This window comes from Streptomyces sp. NBC_00846 (assembly GCF_045207325.1).
Classification (GTDB): domain Bacteria; phylum Actinomycetota; class Actinomycetes; order Streptomycetales; family Streptomycetaceae; genus Streptomyces.
This window is the reverse complement of sequence record NZ_CP108846.1, coordinates 939,270-955,100: the sequence shown is the minus strand read 5'-3', so window position 1 is coordinate 955,100 and position 15,831 is coordinate 939,270. Positions and strand designations below refer to the sequence as shown.

Here is a 15,831-nt window from a genome sequence, read left to right as displayed (position 1 = left end):
AACCGCTCCTGCGGCTGTTTCCCAACTGCCGTGCCCGGCACACCTTCTGAGCTGGGACCACAGCGTATCGTCCGGATCAACACGCCGCCCGCTCCTGTGGAAAGAGCGGGCGGCACAGTCGATTACGCGTCATTCGGGTTGTTCTGCTGCTGTTCACGGATGCGTTCCGCGAGCTGTGGGGGCATGGCTTCGTGCCGGGCGTACACCCGGTCGAAGCGACCGGCACCATGGGAGAGGGAGCGGAGCTCGATGGCATACCGGCCGATCTCCAGCTCGGGCACCTCGGCCCGTACGAGGGTGCGTCCGGGGCCGGACTGTTCGGTTCCGATCACTCTGCCGCGCCGTCCGGACAGATCGCTCATGACCGGCCCGACGTAGTCGTCGGGGACCAGGACCCGGACCTCGGCGACGGGTTCGAGGAGCTGGATGCGGGTGTCCGCGGCCGCTTCGCGCAGGGCCAGGGCGCCCGCGGTCTGGAACGCGGCGTCGGAGGAGTCCACGGAGTGGGACTTTCCGTCCCGCAGTGTGATGCGCACGTCGACGAGCGGATGTCCGGCCGCCACTCCGCGCGCGGCCTGGGCGCGCACGCCCTTCTCGACGGACGGGATGAACTGGCGCGGCACCGCCCCGCCGACCACCTTGTCGACGAATTCGATGCCCGAACCCGGAGGGAGCGGCTCCACATCGATCTCGCAGATGGCGTACTGACCGTGGCCGCCGGACTGTTTCACATGCCGGCCGCGCCCGGTCGCGGGGGCGGCGAAGGTCTCGCGCAGCGGCACCTTGTGCGGTACGGAGTCGACCTGGACGCCGTAGTGGCTGCGCAGCCGGTCCAGCGCCACGTCCTGATGAGCCTCGCCGAGGCACCACAGGACCACCTGGTGGGTGTCCTGGTTCTGTTCGAGGCGCATGGTCGGGTCCTCGGCGACGAGCCGGGAGAGACCCTGGGAGAGCTTGTCCTCGTCGGCTTTGCTGTGGGCCCGGATGGCGAGCGGCAGCAGGGGGTCGGGAGTGGCCCAGGGGTCCATCAGCAGCGGCTGGTCCTTGGCGGAGAGGGTGTCCCCGGTCTCGGCGCCGGCCAGTTTGGCGACGCAGGCCAGATCTCCGGCGACGCATGCGGTGAGGGGCTGCTGCTGTTTGCCGGAGGGAGCGGAGAGGGCGCCGACGCGTACCTCCGCCTCGTGGAAGGGGCGGGTCTCGTGGCCCGGGTCGGTGAGGCCGTGGCCGAAGACATGGACAGTTTCGTCGGGGCGCAGGGTGCCGGAGAAGACGCGTACGAGCGAGACGCGGCCGACGTACGGGTCGGAGGCCGTCTTGACGACCTCCGCGAGGAGCGGGCCCTGCGGGTCACAGGTGAGGACCGGCCGGGGCGCGCCGTGCAGGGGGGTGACTTCGGGGAGCGGGCGCTCCCGCGGGGTCGGGAAGCCGCCGGTGATGAGGTCGAGGAGCTCGACGGTGCCGACGCCCTGGCGGGCGCCCTCGGCGGCGGGGGCCGCGGTGAGTACGGGGTGGAAGGCGTCCCGGGCTACGGCGCGTTCCAGGTCGTCGATGAGTGTCTTGATGTCGATGCCGGAGCCGTCGAGGTAGCGGTCCATCAGGGTCTCGTCCTCGCTCTCGGCGATGATTCCCTCGATGAGCCGGTTGCGGGCCTCCTGGAGCGGGGCCTGCTGGGCGTCGGCGGGCGGGTGCTCCTGCCGCTCGCCCGAGGAGTAGTCGAAGATCCGCTGGGTGAGGAGTCCGGTGAGGCCGGTGAGGGGGGCGTGCCCGTCGGGGCCCTCGGGGCCGAGGACGGGCAGATAGAGCGGGAGTACGGCGTCGGGGTCGTCGCCGCCGAAGATCTCGCCGCAGATCCGGGTCATCCGGTCGAACGAGGTGCGCGCGGTGTCGAGGTGGGTGACGACGATGGCGCGGGGCATGCCGACGGCGGCGCACTCGTCCCACACGGCGCGGGTGGCGCCCGCCACGGCGTCGGCCTCCTGCGCGGCGGACACGATGAACAGGGCCGCGTCCGCCGCGCGCAGACCGGCCCTGAGTTCCCCGACGAAATCCGCGTACCCCGGGGTGTCCAGCAGATTGATCTTGTATCCGCCCCATTCGACGGGGACGAGAGAGAGCTGTACGGAGCGTTGCTGGCGGTGTTCGATCTCGTCGTAGTCGGAGATCGTCGTGCCGTCCTCGACCCGGCCGGCCCGGTTGACCGCACCCGCGGTCAGTGCGAGGGCCTCGACGAGGGTGGTCTTGCCGGAGCCGCTGTGGCCGACCAGCACCACATTCCGTATCGATGAGGGCTGGTCGGCCGTCGCTGCCCTGCCGGCGGCCCCGGTGTGTACACGTGCCTTGTCGCCCATGATGCGTGCCTCCCAGATAGTGGCGCGGAGCGGGAAGAAAAGCCGGCGCGGTGTGGGGAGAAGGGTGCACGGGCACGGGGGAGCCGCCGCGGCGGCTACGGCGACGCCCGCGGTAATTCGAGCTTTCCACTCCCGCCGGGTCGCGTCCATACGTCGAGCGCCGCCGCGCGAGGCCGGGTGCCCGGACGGTGGAGTCCGGCGGGCGTGACTACGATGGGCCAGCCGGTGGCCGAAGGGGCCACTCGGCCCACCGACCCTCGGGAAGGCCATGCTGAACAAGTACGCGCGTGCATTTTTTACGCGTGTCCTCACACCGTTCGCCGCACTGTTGCTCCGTCTCGGCGTGAGCCCCGACGCGGTCACTCTGATCGGTACGGCCGGAGTGATGGCAGGTGCGCTGGTCTTCTTCCCGATGGGGGAGTTCTTCTGGGGCACGATCGTCATCACGATCTTCGTGTTCTCCGACCTCGTCGACGGCAACATGGCGCGGCAGGCCGGTATCTCCAGCCGCTGGGGCGCTTTCCTGGACTCGACCCTCGACCGGGTCGCCGACGGGGCGATCTTTGGTGGATTCGCGCTCTGGTACGCGGGCAAGGGCGACGACAACGTGATGTGCGCGGTCGCGATCTTCTGCCTGGCGAGCGGCCAGGTGGTCTCGTACACGAAGGCGCGTGGTGAGTCGATCGGGCTGCCGGTCGCGGTCAACGGGCTCGTGGAGCGCGCGGAGCGGCTGGTGATCTCGTTGGTCGCGGCCGGGCTCGCCGGTCTGCACAAGTTCGGTGTCCCCGGGATCCAGGTCCTGTTGCCGATCGCGTTGTGGATCGTCGCCGCGGGCAGCCTGGTGACGCTCGTGCAGCGGGTCGTTACGGTGCGCCGTGAGTCCGCTGAGGCAGATGCCGCCGAGGCCAAGGCCGCGGGCCGGGGGAGCGGGGCCGCGCAGTGACCGGTGCACCGGGTGAGGCGCGGACCGGCCTGCGGGACCGGCTGACCGACGGGCTGTACGGGTTCGGCTGGGCCGCTGTGAAGAAGCTTCCCGAACCGGTGGCCCGGGCTCTCTTCCGCACCATCGCCGACCAGGTGTGGAAGCGGCGGGGCAAGGGCGTGCTGCGGCTGGAGTCGAATCTGGCGCGGGTCGTGCCCGGGGCGTCCCCGGCCCGGCTCGCCGCGCTCTCCAAGGCCGGAATGCGCTCGTACATGCGCTACTGGATGGAGTCGTTCCGGCTACCCACCTGGAGCCCGGCGCGGATCAAGGCGTCCATAGAGGTGACGGACTCGCACCGGCTGACCGACGGGCTGGACACCGGCCGCGGCGTCATCCTCGCCCTGCCGCACCTGGGGAACTGGGACCTGGCGGGCGCCTGGGTCACCACCGACCTCAAGGTGCCCTTCACCACGGTCGCCGAGCGGCTCAAGCCCGAGACGCTGTACGACCGGTTCGTGGCCTACCGCGAGGGGCTCGGCATGGAGGTCCTGCCGCACAGCGGCGGCGCCGCCTTCGGCACCCTGGCGCGACGGCTGCGCGCGGGCGGCCTGGTCTGTCTGGTCGCCGACCGCGACCTGTCGGCCTCCGGCGTCGAGGTGACGTTCTTCGGGGACTCCGCGCGCATGCCCGCGGGACCGGCGCTGCTCGCCCAGCAGACCGGGGCACTGCTGCTGCCCGTGACGCTGTCGTACGACGAGACGCCGGTGATGAAGGCGCGCATCCACCCGCCGGTCGAGGTGCCCGAGTCAGGCAACCGCGACGAGAAGACGTCCTCCATGACACAGGCGCTGGCCGATGCCTTCGCCGTCGGGATCGCCGAACATCCGGAGGACTGGCACATGCTGCAGAGGCTCTGGTCGGCCGATCTGGAGAACCGGGAGGTCCGGCCGTGAAGATCGGCATCGTATGCCCGTATTCCTGGGACGTCCCGGGCGGCGTGCAGTTCCACATCCGGGACCTGGCCGAGCACCTGATCCGGCTGGGGCATCAGGTGTCGGTGCTGGCGCCCGCCGACGACGAGACTCCACTGCCGCCGTACGTGGTCTCCGCGGGCCGGGCCGTGCCCGTCCCGTACAACGGCTCCGTGGCCCGGCTGAACTTCGGCTTCCTCTCAGCCGCCCGGGTGCGCCGCTGGCTGCACGACGGCACCTTCGACGTGATCCACATCCATGAGCCGACGTCGCCCTCGCTGGGGCTGCTCGCCTGCTGGGCCGCGCAGGGTCCCATCGTCGCGACATTCCACACCTCGAACCCGCGTTCCCGGGCGATGATCGCCGCGTACCCGATCCTGCAGCCCGCCCTGGAGAAGATCAGCGCGCGCATCGCGGTGAGCGAGTATGCGCGCCGGACCCTGGTCGAGCACCTCGGCGGTGACGCGGTCGTCATCCCGAACGGGGTCGATGTCGGCTTCTTCGCCGATGCCGAGCCCAAGGCCGAGTGGCAGTCGGAGCAGGCGCGAAGCTCGGTCGAGGGCGGTGGGCGAAGACGGGAGGGCGGCACGATCGGTTTCATCGGGCGCATCGACGAGCCCCGCAAGGGTCTGCCCGTCCTGATGAGGGCGCTGCCCGCGATCCTCGCCGCGCGTCCGGACACCAGGCTGCTGGTGGCGGGCCGGGGCGACGAGGAGGAGGCCGTCGCCTCGCTGCCCGAGGAGATGCGCGGGCGTGTCGAATTCCTCGGCATGGTGAGCGACGAGGACAAGGCGCGGCTGCTGCGCAGCGTCGATGTGTACGTCGCGCCCAATACGGGCGGCGAGAGCTTCGGGATCATCCTGGTCGAGGCGATGTCGGCCGGCGCGCCGGTCCTGGCCAGTGATCTGGACGCGTTCGCGCAGGTCCTGGATCTGGGCGCGGCGGGCGAGCTTTTCATCAACGAGGACGCGGACGCCCTGGCGTCGGCGGCGATCCGGCTGCTCGGCGATCCGCAGCGGCGCGCGGAGCTGCGCGAGCGGGGAGCCGCGCACGTGCGGCGCTTCGACTGGTCGACGGTCGGCGCGGACATCCTCGCGGTCTACGAGACGGTGACGGACGGTGCCGCATCCGTGGCGGCCGACGAACGCACGGGCCTGCGCGCCCGCTTCGGACTGGCGCGGGACTAGTGCCCCTCCCGGCAAGCTCTGCCCCGTCGCGTCGCAAACATTGCCGGTCACGGCACTGGCTAGGACCGCGCGTCCGGATCAGGCAGGGCTCGCTGCCGGGGTACGCGAGGGGGGCCTGATAGGAACGAAAGCCCCAGGGCGCCGGTTCGAGCGCGCGGCCGGTCGGCGTGGCGCATCGAGCCACGCAGAGTGATGCGCATGGCGATTTCGAGCCCGTCCCGCGTGTGAGGACCGGCGCCCGGACCGGCGCCACAGCGGCAACCGGGCATGTCCCCGCCCGTCCTCGGGCCCGGGCCGGACAGCCGCAGCGCCCGCGTCCCGACGGTAGCCTTGCCGCCCGTGATCGAAACCCTCATCTGGATCGCCGTCGCGGTCGTCGCGATCGGCATGTACCTCGGCTGGACCGCCGGACGGCTGGACCGGCTGCACACCCGTATCGACGCCGCCCGCGCGGCCCTCGACGCGCAGCTCCTGCGTCGCGCCTCGGTCACCCAGGAACTGGCCACCTCGGGTGTTCTCGACCCGGCCGCGTCCATCGTGCTCTACGAGGCCGCGCACGCCGCCCGGCAGGCGGAGGAGGAACACCGCGAGGTCGCGGAGAGCGAGCTGAGCACCGCGCTGCGGGCGGTCTTCGGCGAGCGGGCGCAGGTCGAGAGCGTGAAGGAGATCCCCGGCGGGGAGGAAGCGGCGTCCGAACTCGCCGCGGCCGTGCGCCGGGTGCCGATGGCCCGGCGGTTCCACAACGACGCCGTGCGCGCGGCGCGTGCGCTGCGCAGGCACCGTACGGTGCGGTGGTTCCGGCTGGCCGGGCACGCCCCTTTCCCGCTCGCCTTCGAGATGGACGACGAGCCACCGGTCGCCCTGGCGGACCGCCCCGTCAGCTGATCCGGCGGCCTCACCCTTACGTGACCGGGGCCACAGCCCGTCCCGTACGAGTTCAAAACGATCCACCGGCCTGCTATTGGCCCTTGCTGTGGACTGGTCCCGGGGAGTTGGCTCTGCTCAGCACCAACCAGCGCATTCAGCAACTTTTCTCCGAGTGAGGTCGATCCGTGTCCACGCTTCCCACCACCCCGCAGTCCGCCGACTCCCCGGCCACCGGCACCGCCCGCGTCAAGCGCGGCATGGCCGAGCAGCTCAAGGGCGGCGTGATCATGGATGTCGTCAATGCCGAGCAGGCGAAGATCGCCGAGGACGCGGGCGCCGTGGCCGTCATGGCCCTGGAGCGGGTGCCTGCCGACATCCGTAAGGACGGTGGCGTGGCCCGGATGTCGGACCCGAACATGATCGAGGAGATCATCGAGGCCGTCTCCATCCCGGTGATGGCGAAGTCCCGCATCGGGCACTTCGTCGAGGCCCAGGTCCTGCAGTCCCTCGGTGTCGACTACATCGACGAGTCCGAGGTCCTCACCCCGGCCGACGAGGTCAACCACAGCGACAAGTTCGCCTTCACCACCCCGTTCGTCTGCGGCGCCACCAACCTGGGCGAGGCCCTGCGCCGGATCGCCGAGGGCGCGGCCATGATCCGTTCGAAGGGCGAGGCCGGCACCGGCAACGTTGTCGAGGCCGTCCGTCACCTGCGCCAGATCAAGAACGAGATCGCTCGGCTGCGCGGCTACGACAACAACGAGCTGTACGCCGCCGCCAAGGAGCTCCGCGCCCCGTACGAGCTGGTCAAGGAGGTCGCCGAGCTGGGCAAGCTGCCCGTCGTGCTGTTCTCCGCGGGCGGCGTCGCCACCCCCGCCGACGCCGCGCTGATGCGCCAGCTCGGCGCCGAGGGCGTCTTCGTCGGCTCCGGCATCTTCAAGTCCGGCGACCCCGCCAAGCGCGCTGCCGCCATCGTGAAGGCCACCACCTTCTACGACGACCCGAAGATCATCGCGGACGCCTCCCGGGACCTGGGCGAGGCCATGGTCGGCATCAACTGCGACACCCTGCCCGAGGCCGAGCGCTACGCCAACCGCGGCTGGTAGTCACTGATGAGCGACACCCCTGTGATCGGAGTCCTGGCTCTCCAGGGCGACGTACGGGAACACCTGATCGCCCTGGCCTCGGCGGACGCCCTGGCCAGGCCGGTCCGGCGTCCCGAGGAACTCGCCGAGGTCGACGGCCTGGTCATTCCCGGTGGCGAGTCCACCACGATGTCCAAACTGGCTGCTCTGTTCGGCATGCTGGAACCACTGCGCGAACGGGTCCGGGACGGGATGCCGGTCTACGGCACCTGCGCCGGAATGATCCTGCTCGCCGACAAGATTCTCGACCCGCGCGCGGGCCAGGAGACGGTCGGCGGGATCGACATGATCGTGCGCCGTAACGCCTTCGGGAGGCAGAACGAGTCCTTCGAGGCGGCCGTGGAGGTCGCCGGTATCGAGGGCGGCCCGGTCGAGGGCGTGTTCATCCGCGCCCCGTGGGTGGAATCGGTCGGCGCACGGGCCGAGGTGGTGGCGGAGCACGGCGGCCACATCGTCGCCGTACGCCAGGGGAACGCCCTCGCGACGTCCTTCCACCCCGAACTGACCGGGGACCACCGGGTTCACGCGTTGTTCGTGGACATGGTGCGCGCAGTCGGCTGACTCGATCCCGGTAGGATCTCTCGGGTTCGAATCGATTTGGGTGACGCGAAGGAGAAGGCAGATGTCCGGCCACTCTAAATGGGCTACGACGAAGCACAAGAAGGCCGTGATCGATGCCAAGCGCGGCAAACTCTTCGCGAAGCTGATCAAGAACATTGAGGTCGCGGCGCGCACCGGCGGTGTGGACCCCGATGGAAATCCGACCCTTGTGGACGCGATCCAGAAGGCCAAGAAGAGCTCCGTACCGAACAAGAACATCGACTCCGCGGTCAAGCGCGGTGGCGGTCTCGAAGCGGGCGGCGTCGACTACCAGACGATCATGTACGAGGGTTACGGCCCGAACGGTGTCGCGGTGCTCATCGAGTGCCTGACCGACAACCGCAACCGTGCCGCCTCCGACGTGCGCGTCGCGATGACCCGCAACGGTGGTTCGATGGCCGACCCTGGTTCGGTCTCGTACCTCTTCAACCGCAAGGGCGTCGTGATCGTCCCCAAGGGCGAACTGACCGAGGACGACGTCCTGGGTGCCGTCCTCGAAGCGGGCGCCGAGGAGGTCAACGACCTCGGTGACACCTACGAGGTCGTCAGCGAGGCCACCGACATGGTCGCGGTCCGTACGGCGCTCCAGCAGGCCGGCATCGACTACGACTCCGCCGAGGCCAACTTCCTGCCCACCATGCAGGTCGAGCTGGACGAGGAGGGCGCGCGCAAGATCTTCAAGCTGATCGACGCGCTGGAGGACAGCGACGACGTGCAGAACGTCTTCGCCAACTTCGATGTCTCCGACGAGGTCATGGAGAAGGTGGACGCCTGAGCCGGGATCGGCACAGCCTTCATGGACGGGCCGGCGGGGAACACACCCCGTCGGCCCGTCGCTTTGCCCGCCGCGTTGTCAGTGCGAGCCGATAGCCTGCGGGAACAGTTGACCGATCGGTACGGAGGGGGCGTCCCATGCGGGTACTCGGCGTCGACCCGGGGCTGACCCGGTGCGGTGTCGGCGTCGTCGAAGGCGTCGCAGGGCGGCCCCTGACCATGCTCGGCGTCGGCGTCGTCCGCACCCCGACCGATGCGGAGCTCGGCCGGCGGCTGGTCGCCATCGAGCGCGGCATAGAGGAGTGGCTGGACGAGCACCGGCCCGAATTCGTCGCCGTGGAGCGGGTGTTCAGCCAGCACAACGTCCGTACTGTGATGGGCACCGCCCAGGCCAGTGCCGTCGCCATGCTCTGCGCGTCCCGGCGCGGAATCCCCGTCGCCCTGCACACCCCCAGCGAGGTCAAGGCGGCCGTCACCGGCAGCGGCCGTGCCGACAAGGCACAGGTCGGTGCCATGGTCACCCGGCTGCTGCGGCTCGACGCCCCGCCGAAACCGGCCGACGCGGCCGACGCCCTCGCGCTCGCCATCTGTCACATCTGGCGCGTCCCCGCCGTCAGCCGTCTCCAGCAGGCGCACGCGGCGGCCGCCGCCGCGGCCCGCACCGCTCGTGTTCCCCGTACTCCCGCAGTTCCCGTCCGGAAGGTCCCCCGATGATCGCCTTCGTCAGCGGCCCTGTGGCCGCGCTCGCCCCGACCACGGCCGTGATCGAGGTCGGCGGCATCGGTATGGCCGTCCAGTGCACACCGAACACCCTGGCCGGCCTCCGGATCGGCCAGGAGGCCAGGCTCGCCACCTCCCTCGTCGTACGGGAGGACTCGCTCACCCTCTACGGCTTCGCCGACGACGACGAGCGGCAGGTCTTCGAGCTGCTCCAGACCGCCAGCGGAGTCGGTCCCCGGCTCGCCCAGGCCATGCTTGCCACCCACACCCCGGACGCCCTGCGGATCGCGGTCGCCACCGGCGACGAGAAGGCGCTCACCGCCGTCTCCGGTATCGGCAAGAAGGGCGCGCAGAAGCTCCTTCTCGAACTGAAGGACAGACTCGGCGAACCCGTCGCCCAGATCGGCCGGCAGGGCATCGGCACCCCCGTCACCTCCTCCTGGCGCGACCAGCTGCAGGCCGCCCTGATCGGTCTCGGCTACGCGACCCGCGAGGCCGACGAGGCGGTCACCGCGGTCACCCCGCAGGCCGAGGCGGCGCTGGCCGAGGGCGGGCAGGCGCCTGTGCCGCAGCTGCTGCGCGCCGCGCTGCAGACCCTCAACCGTGCACGCTGACCTGAGAGGCTGTCGGGTGACCTCCGACCGGGCGTCCACGCCCTGGCACGCACTCCCCCAAGGCATTAAGGGCCAGGGGGACCCCCTCCCGCGTTGCCGAAATGCCCTGGTAGCTCCTTCCTCAAGCTCTCAACTTCGTTCGAGCGGGGGAGACCTCATTCGAGGACATCTCGGCGCTTTGGAATCGCACGCACCGGACCGCGTCCGCTTTCCGGTCGGAGGTCGCCCGACAGCCTCTGAGCGCCACACCCCCCGGGGCACCGACACCCCGACGCCGAGCCGGGCACCGCACGGCACCGAAACACCCGAGGCGGGACAGACTGAATGAACTGGGACGAGACCGGACCCGACACCGAAGAGCCGCTCGGCGAGCGCCCGAGCGAGCGGCTGGACGAGCGCCTTGTCGACGCCGACGCGGACGGCGAGGACACCGCGGTCGAAGCGGCGCTGCGCCCGAAGGACCTCGATGAATTCGTCGGTCAGGAGAAGGTGCGCGAACAGCTCGACCTGGTCCTCAAGGCGGCCAGGGCCCGCGGTGCCACCGCCGACCATGTCCTGCTCTCCGGCGCCCCCGGCCTCGGCAAGACCACCCTCTCCATGATCATCGCGACCGAGATGGGCGCACCGATCCGGATCACCTCCGGCCCCGCCATCCAGCATGCGGGTGATCTTGCCGCGATTCTCTCCTCGCTCCAGGAGGGCGAGGTCCTCTTCCTCGACGAGATCCACCGCATGTCGCGGCCCGCCGAGGAGATGCTCTACATGGCGATGGAGGACTTCCGGGTCGACGTCATCGTCGGCAAGGGCCCCGGCGCCACCGCCATCCCGCTGGAACTGCCGCCGTTCACCCTGGTGGGCGCCACCACCAGGGCCGGACTACTGCCGCCCCCGCTGCGTGACCGCTTCGGCTTCACCGGCCACATGGAGTTCTACACCCCCACCGAACTGGAACGTGTCATCCACCGTTCCGCGCGTCTCCTCGACGTGGCGATAGACATGGAGGGTGCCGCCGAGATCGCCGGGCGCTCCCGCGGCACCCCCCGTATCGCCAACCGGCTGTTGCGCCGCGTCCGGGACTACGCCCAGGTCAAGGCGGACGGGCGGATCGACCGCGCCGTCGCCTCCGCGGCCCTCAGGGTCTACGAGGTCGATGCCCGAGGTCTCGACCGGCTGGACCGGGCGGTGCTCGGCGCCCTGCTGAAACTCTTCGGCGGCGGTCCCGTCGGGCTGTCCACCCTCGCGGTGGCCGTGGGCGAGGAGCGCGAAACGGTCGAGGAGGTCGCCGAGCCCTTCCTGGTGCGGGAAGGGCTGCTGGCCAGGACGCCGCGAGGGCGCGTCGCGACACCCGCGGCGTGGGTCCACCTCGGTCTCGTGCCCCCGCAGCATGATGGAAAGGGACAACAGGGCCTGTTCAGGGCGTGATGCGTCACAGGTTCACCCGGACAGGAACCACCGAGCGATGCCAGGCGTTGTTCCATCGATGCGGACTCGCTTAGACTCCGCCGGTGCCGCCCTTAAAGGTCGGTGTTCCCACCCCCGTAGATCAGGCCGCCGTCCAGCGCGGTCGTGCGAAGGAAACTCGTCCCGTGAATCCCGTGACTCTTCTCCCCTTCATCGTGCTCATCGGGGCCATGTTCCTGATGACGCGGTCCGCCAAGAAGAAGCAGGCGGCCGCCGCCCAGATGCGCAACGAAATGCAGCCCGGCACCGGCGTCCGGACGATCGGGGGCATGTACGCCACCGTCAAGGAACTTCACGACGACACGGTTCTCCTTGAGATCGCGCCCGGCGTTCACGCCGTCTACGCCAAGAACGCCATCGGCGCCGTCCTCGACGACGCGGAGTACAACCGCATCGTCCACGGCGACGACGAGAACGCCCTCGACATCGACGGCGCGGTCGTGCCGGACGATGCCTCCTCGCTGACCGAGGCCGAGGCCGGCGTCGACGAGGACACCTCGGACGACGCCAAGATCGACCTCGGCAAGAAGGCCGACGCCGACGACGCCGAGGCGACGGACGCCACGTCCGACAAGAAGTCCGAGGGCAAGACCGACGGCGAGGCCGACGCGAAGTAACCCACGACCCGGGGATGCCATGAGCCCACCGGCATCGGGCACTCCCCGGACCGTGCGATCTTCTGCGGGGGCGGGTCCTCACAACACTTCGTGGCCGCTCGGGCGCGTACCCGGCGCGGGGGCGGTTGGACAGGGAGAAACGATAAGGTGGCAGCACCGAAGAAGAGCCGAGGGCCGGCCGGCGGTCAGGGCAGGCCGGGGCGTTCCCTGGCTCTGATCCTGATCGCCATGGTCGCGCTCACCGGCGGGATGTTCCTGGCTGGTCAGCCGACCCCACGTCTGGGCATCGACCTGGCGGGTGGCACGTCCATCACGCTTGAGGCGAAGAGCGAGCCGGGCCAGGAATCGGCGATCAACAAGACCAACATGGACACGGCGGTCCAGATCATGGAACGCCGTGTCAATGGTCTTGGCGTCTCCGAGGCCGAGGTCCAGACCCAGGGCGATCGCAACATCATCGTCAACATCCCCAAGGGCACGAACTCCGCCCAGGCCCGTGAGCAGGTCGGTACCACCGCCAAGCTCTACTTCCGGCCGGTGCTGACCGTCGCCCAGGGCACGCCCACCCCGACGCCCAGCGCCTCGTCGTCCGGCAAGCCCAGCCCGTCCGCGAGCCCGAGCGCTTCGGCATCGGCCGACGGAAAGGCGTCGGCGACGCCGAGCGCGAGTGCCTCCACGCAGGGCCGCGCGGTCACCGACGGCCTCAAGGCCGACGTCACGCCGAGCCCCAAGGCGAGCGGCTCCGCCGCCACCACACCGGAGCCCTCCGCGTCCGCTCCCTCCGCCGCGGAAGAGGCGGCCGCCGCCAAGCTCGAGAAGCGGTTCGCGGCGCTCGACTGCTCCAGCAAGGCTTCCCGCGCCGAGGCCGCACGGGGCGCCAAGCCCACCGAAACGGTCGTCGCGTGCAGCTCCGAGGGCGACGCCAAGTACGTCCTCGGTCCGTCCGAGGTGTCCGGCACCGAGGTCGACAACGCCAAGGCCGGCTTCGACCAGCAGCGCGGCATGTGGATCGTCAACATGGAGTTCACCAAGAAGGGCTCCAAGGAATTCCAGACGATCACCAAGAAGCTCTCCGCGCAGCAGTCCCCGCAGAACCAGTTCGCCATCGCCCTGGACGGCGAGGTCGTCTCCGCTCCGCAGGTGAACACGACGCTCAGCGGCAGTGCCGAGATCTCCGGCAGCTTCACCCAGCAGTCCGCCGAGGATCTGGCCAACGTGCTCTCCTACGGTGCGCTCCCGCTCTCCTTCAAGGAGGCGAGCGTCACCACCGTCACCGCCGCGCTCGGTGGCGAGCAGCTCCGGGCCGGTCTGATCGCCGGTGCCATCGGTCTGGCCCTCGTGGTCATCTACCTGGTGGCCTACTACCGCGGCCTCGCGTTCATCGCGCTCCTGAGCCTGCTGGCCTCCGGCATCCTGACCTACACGCTCATGTCGCTGCTCGGCCCGGCCATCGGCTTCGCACTGAACCTCCCGGCGGTCTGCGGCGCCATCGTGGCCATCGGTATCACCGCGGACTCCTTCATCGTGTACTTCGAGAGAATCCGCGACGAGATCCGCGACGGCCGTACGCTCCGCCCGGCCGTCCAGCGCGCCTGGCCGCGCGCCCGGCGTACCATCCTGGTCTCCGACTTCGTGTCGTTCCTCGCCGCCGCGGTGCTGTTCGTCGTGACCGTCGGCAAGGTCCAGGGCTTCGCGTTCACGCTGGGTCTCACCACCCTGCTCGACGTGGTCGTGGTGTTCCTCTTCACCAAGCCCGTCATGACGCTGATGGCCCGTACGAAGTTCTTCTCCAGCGGTCACCCGTGGTCCGGTCTGGACCCGAAGCGGCTCGGCGCCAAGCCGCCGCTGCGCCGCTCGCGCCGTGTCAACGCCCCCACCGACCCGAAGGAGGCGTGAGATGTCGCGACTCGGCAGTCTCGGCGCCCGTCTCTACCGCGGCGAGGTCGGCTACGACTTCATCGGCAACCGCAAGATCTGGTACGGGATCTCGATCCTGATCACCATCACGGCCATCGTCGGCCTGGCGATCAGCGGCCTGAACATGGGCATCGAGTTCAAGGGCGGCGCCGTCTTCACCACCCCGAAGACGAGCGTGGGCGTCGCCCAGGCGGAGGACCTGGCCACGGAGGCCTCCGGCCACCAGGCGATCGTCCAGAAGCTCGGCAACGGCGGTCTGCGCATCCAGATCACCGAGGTCGACACCGCGAAGTCCGACGAGATCAAGGAACAGCTCTCCCAGGACCTCGACGTCCCCACGGAGAAGATCGCCGCCGACCTGGTCGGCCCGAGCTGGGGTGAGCAGATCGCCAACAAGGCCTGGACCGGCCTCGGCATCTTCATGGTCCTCGTGGTGATCTACCTGGCCATCGCCTTCGAATGGCGCATGGCGATCGCGGCCCTCGTCGCGCTGATCCACGACATCACCATCACGGTCGGCGTCTACGCCCTGGTCGGCTTCGAAGTCACCCCGGGCACCGTGATCGGTCTGCTGACCATCCTCGGCTACTCCCTCTACGACACCGTCGTCGTCTTCGACAGCCTCAGGGAGAGCACGGGGGACATCACCAAGCAGACCCGCTGGACGTACAGCGAGATCGCCAACCGCTCGATCAATGGCACACTGGTCCGTTCCATCAACACCACCGTCGTGGCCCTGCTCCCCGTCGCCGGTCTGCTCTTCATCGGCGGTGGCGTCCTCGGCGCCGGCATGCTGAACGACATCTCGCTGTCGCTGTTCGTCGGCCTCGCGGCCGGTGCGTACTCCTCGATCTTCATTGCCACCCCGCTCGTCGCCGACCTCAAGGAACGCGACCCGCAGATGAAGGCCCTGAAGAAGCGGGTCCTCGCCAAGCGCGCGGCGGCCGCCGCCAAGGGCGAGTCCGCCGAGGGCGAGTCCGCCGAGGACGAGCCCTCGGACGGCGACTTCCCCCAGGAAGCCGAACCCGCCGCCGCGGTCGTCGGCCAGCGCCAGCAGCCCCCCAGGGGCCACGGCCGGACCTCGGGGAAGCGCCGATGACCAGCAGCACGACCGAGAGCATCCGCGAGCTCCTGCTCAGCCGGATCCGTGATGTACCGGACCACCCCAAGCCGGGCGTGCTGTTCAAGGACATCACCCCGTTGCTCGCGGACCCGGCAGCGTTCGCGGCCCTCACCGAGACCCTCGCGGAACTGTGCGTACGCCACGGAGCCACGAAGATCGTCGGCCTCGAGGCGCGCGGCTTCATCCTGGCCGCCCCGGTCGCGATCCGGGCCGGGCTCGGCTTCGTACCCGTCCGCAAGGCGGGGAAGCTGCCCGGAGCCACGCTTCGCCAGGCGTACGACCTGGAGTACGGCACCGCCGAGATCGAGATCCACGCGGAGGACCTGTCCGCAGACGACCGGATCATGGTCATCGACGACATCCTCGCGACCGGTGGCACCGCCGAGGCCTCCCTGGAGCTGATCCGGCGGGCCGGTGCCGAGATCGCGGGCGTCGCGGTCCTCATGGAGCTCGGCTTCCTGCCCGGTCGCGCCCGTCTGGAGCAGGGCCTGCGCGGCGCACCGCTGGAGGTTCTGATCACGGTCTGAGCGGCAGCGGACCGTCCGTGGCAACGGCTCATGCTCGC

15 protein-coding genes are annotated in these 15,831 nt (G+C 70.0%); 14 read left to right on the top strand and 1 reads right to left on the bottom strand.

Annotated features, from left to right (window positions below; genetic code table 11):
- Positions 1-122 precede the first annotated feature (122 nt).
- On the bottom strand, positions 123-2,348 hold the full coding sequence (locus tag OG936_RS04385) for an elongation factor G-like protein EF-G2 (RefSeq protein WP_406492686.1): 2,226 nt from the start codon (positions 2,346-2,348) through the stop codon (positions 123-125).
- Positions 2,349-2,616: 268 nt separating this feature from the next.
- Between OG936_RS04385 and pgsA the strand changes: the two genes are divergently transcribed.
- The 14 genes from pgsA (at position 2,617) to OG936_RS04315 (ending at position 15,793) form a co-directional block, all read left to right on the top strand.
- Positions 2,617-3,291, top strand: a complete 675-nt coding sequence (gene pgsA / locus OG936_RS04380; RefSeq protein ID WP_406492684.1) for a phosphatidylinositol phosphate synthase — start codon at positions 2,617-2,619, stop codon at positions 3,289-3,291.
- Positions 3,288-4,223: a phosphatidylinositol mannoside acyltransferase gene (locus tag OG936_RS04375; protein WP_383753489.1), complete on the top strand. Its 936-nt coding sequence runs from the start codon at positions 3,288-3,290 to the stop codon at positions 4,221-4,223. The genes pgsA and OG936_RS04375 overlap by 4 nt, the downstream gene beginning before the upstream one ends.
- Entirely contained in the window at positions 4,220-5,428 is a 1,209-nt protein-coding gene (locus OG936_RS04370; protein ID WP_266745125.1) for a glycosyltransferase family 4 protein, read from the top strand. The genes OG936_RS04375 and OG936_RS04370 overlap by 4 nt, the downstream gene beginning before the upstream one ends.
- Before the next feature lie 387 nt (positions 5,429-5,815).
- Positions 5,816-6,313 carry a hypothetical protein gene (locus OG936_RS04365; RefSeq protein ID WP_266752096.1) on the top strand — a complete coding sequence of 166 codons (498 nt, stop codon included), beginning with the start codon at positions 5,816-5,818 and terminating at the stop codon, positions 6,311-6,313.
- 167 nt (positions 6,314-6,480) lie between these two features.
- A complete protein-coding gene (gene pdxS, locus OG936_RS04360) occupies positions 6,481-7,401 on the top strand; it encodes a pyridoxal 5'-phosphate synthase lyase subunit PdxS (protein WP_406492683.1) in 921 nt (306 codons plus the stop codon).
- A gap of 6 nt (positions 7,402-7,407) precedes the next feature.
- On the top strand, positions 7,408-8,001 hold the full coding sequence (gene pdxT / locus OG936_RS04355) for a pyridoxal 5'-phosphate synthase glutaminase subunit PdxT (protein WP_266745124.1): 594 nt from the start codon (positions 7,408-7,410) through the stop codon (positions 7,999-8,001).
- Between the two features lie 61 nt (positions 8,002-8,062).
- Positions 8,063-8,815 carry a YebC/PmpR family DNA-binding transcriptional regulator gene (locus OG936_RS04350; protein WP_266745123.1) on the top strand — a complete coding sequence of 251 codons (753 nt, stop codon included), beginning with the start codon at positions 8,063-8,065 and terminating at the stop codon, positions 8,813-8,815.
- A gap of 137 nt (positions 8,816-8,952) precedes the next feature.
- Entirely contained in the window at positions 8,953-9,528 is a 576-nt protein-coding gene (gene ruvC / locus OG936_RS04345; protein WP_406492681.1) for a crossover junction endodeoxyribonuclease RuvC, read from the top strand.
- Positions 9,525-10,148, top strand: a complete 624-nt coding sequence (gene ruvA / locus OG936_RS04340; protein ID WP_383753479.1) for a Holliday junction branch migration protein RuvA — start codon at positions 9,525-9,527, stop codon at positions 10,146-10,148. The genes ruvC and ruvA overlap by 4 nt, the downstream gene beginning before the upstream one ends.
- A 324-nt stretch (positions 10,149-10,472) precedes the next feature.
- Positions 10,473-11,570 (top strand): Holliday junction branch migration DNA helicase RuvB, encoded by a 1,098-nt coding sequence (gene ruvB, locus OG936_RS04335; protein WP_406492679.1) that lies wholly within the window; start codon positions 10,473-10,475, stop codon positions 11,568-11,570.
- Positions 11,571-11,734: 164 nt separating this feature from the next.
- A complete protein-coding gene (gene yajC / locus OG936_RS04330; protein ID WP_406492677.1) occupies positions 11,735-12,226 on the top strand; it encodes a preprotein translocase subunit YajC in 492 nt (163 codons plus the stop codon).
- Between the two features lie 147 nt (positions 12,227-12,373).
- On the top strand, positions 12,374-14,122 hold the full coding sequence (gene secD / locus OG936_RS04325) for a protein translocase subunit SecD (RefSeq protein WP_406492675.1): 1,749 nt from the start codon (positions 12,374-12,376) through the stop codon (positions 14,120-14,122).
- 1 nt (position 14,123) lies between these two features.
- Complete coding sequence (gene secF / locus OG936_RS04320; protein WP_406492673.1) at positions 14,124-15,242, top strand: protein translocase subunit SecF; 1,119 nt, start codon at positions 14,124-14,126, stop codon at positions 15,240-15,242.
- Positions 15,239-15,793 (top strand): adenine phosphoribosyltransferase, encoded by a 555-nt coding sequence (locus tag OG936_RS04315; protein WP_266745116.1) that lies wholly within the window; start codon positions 15,239-15,241, stop codon positions 15,791-15,793. The genes secF and OG936_RS04315 overlap by 4 nt, the downstream gene beginning before the upstream one ends.
- Positions 15,794-15,831: the final 38 nt, after the last annotated feature.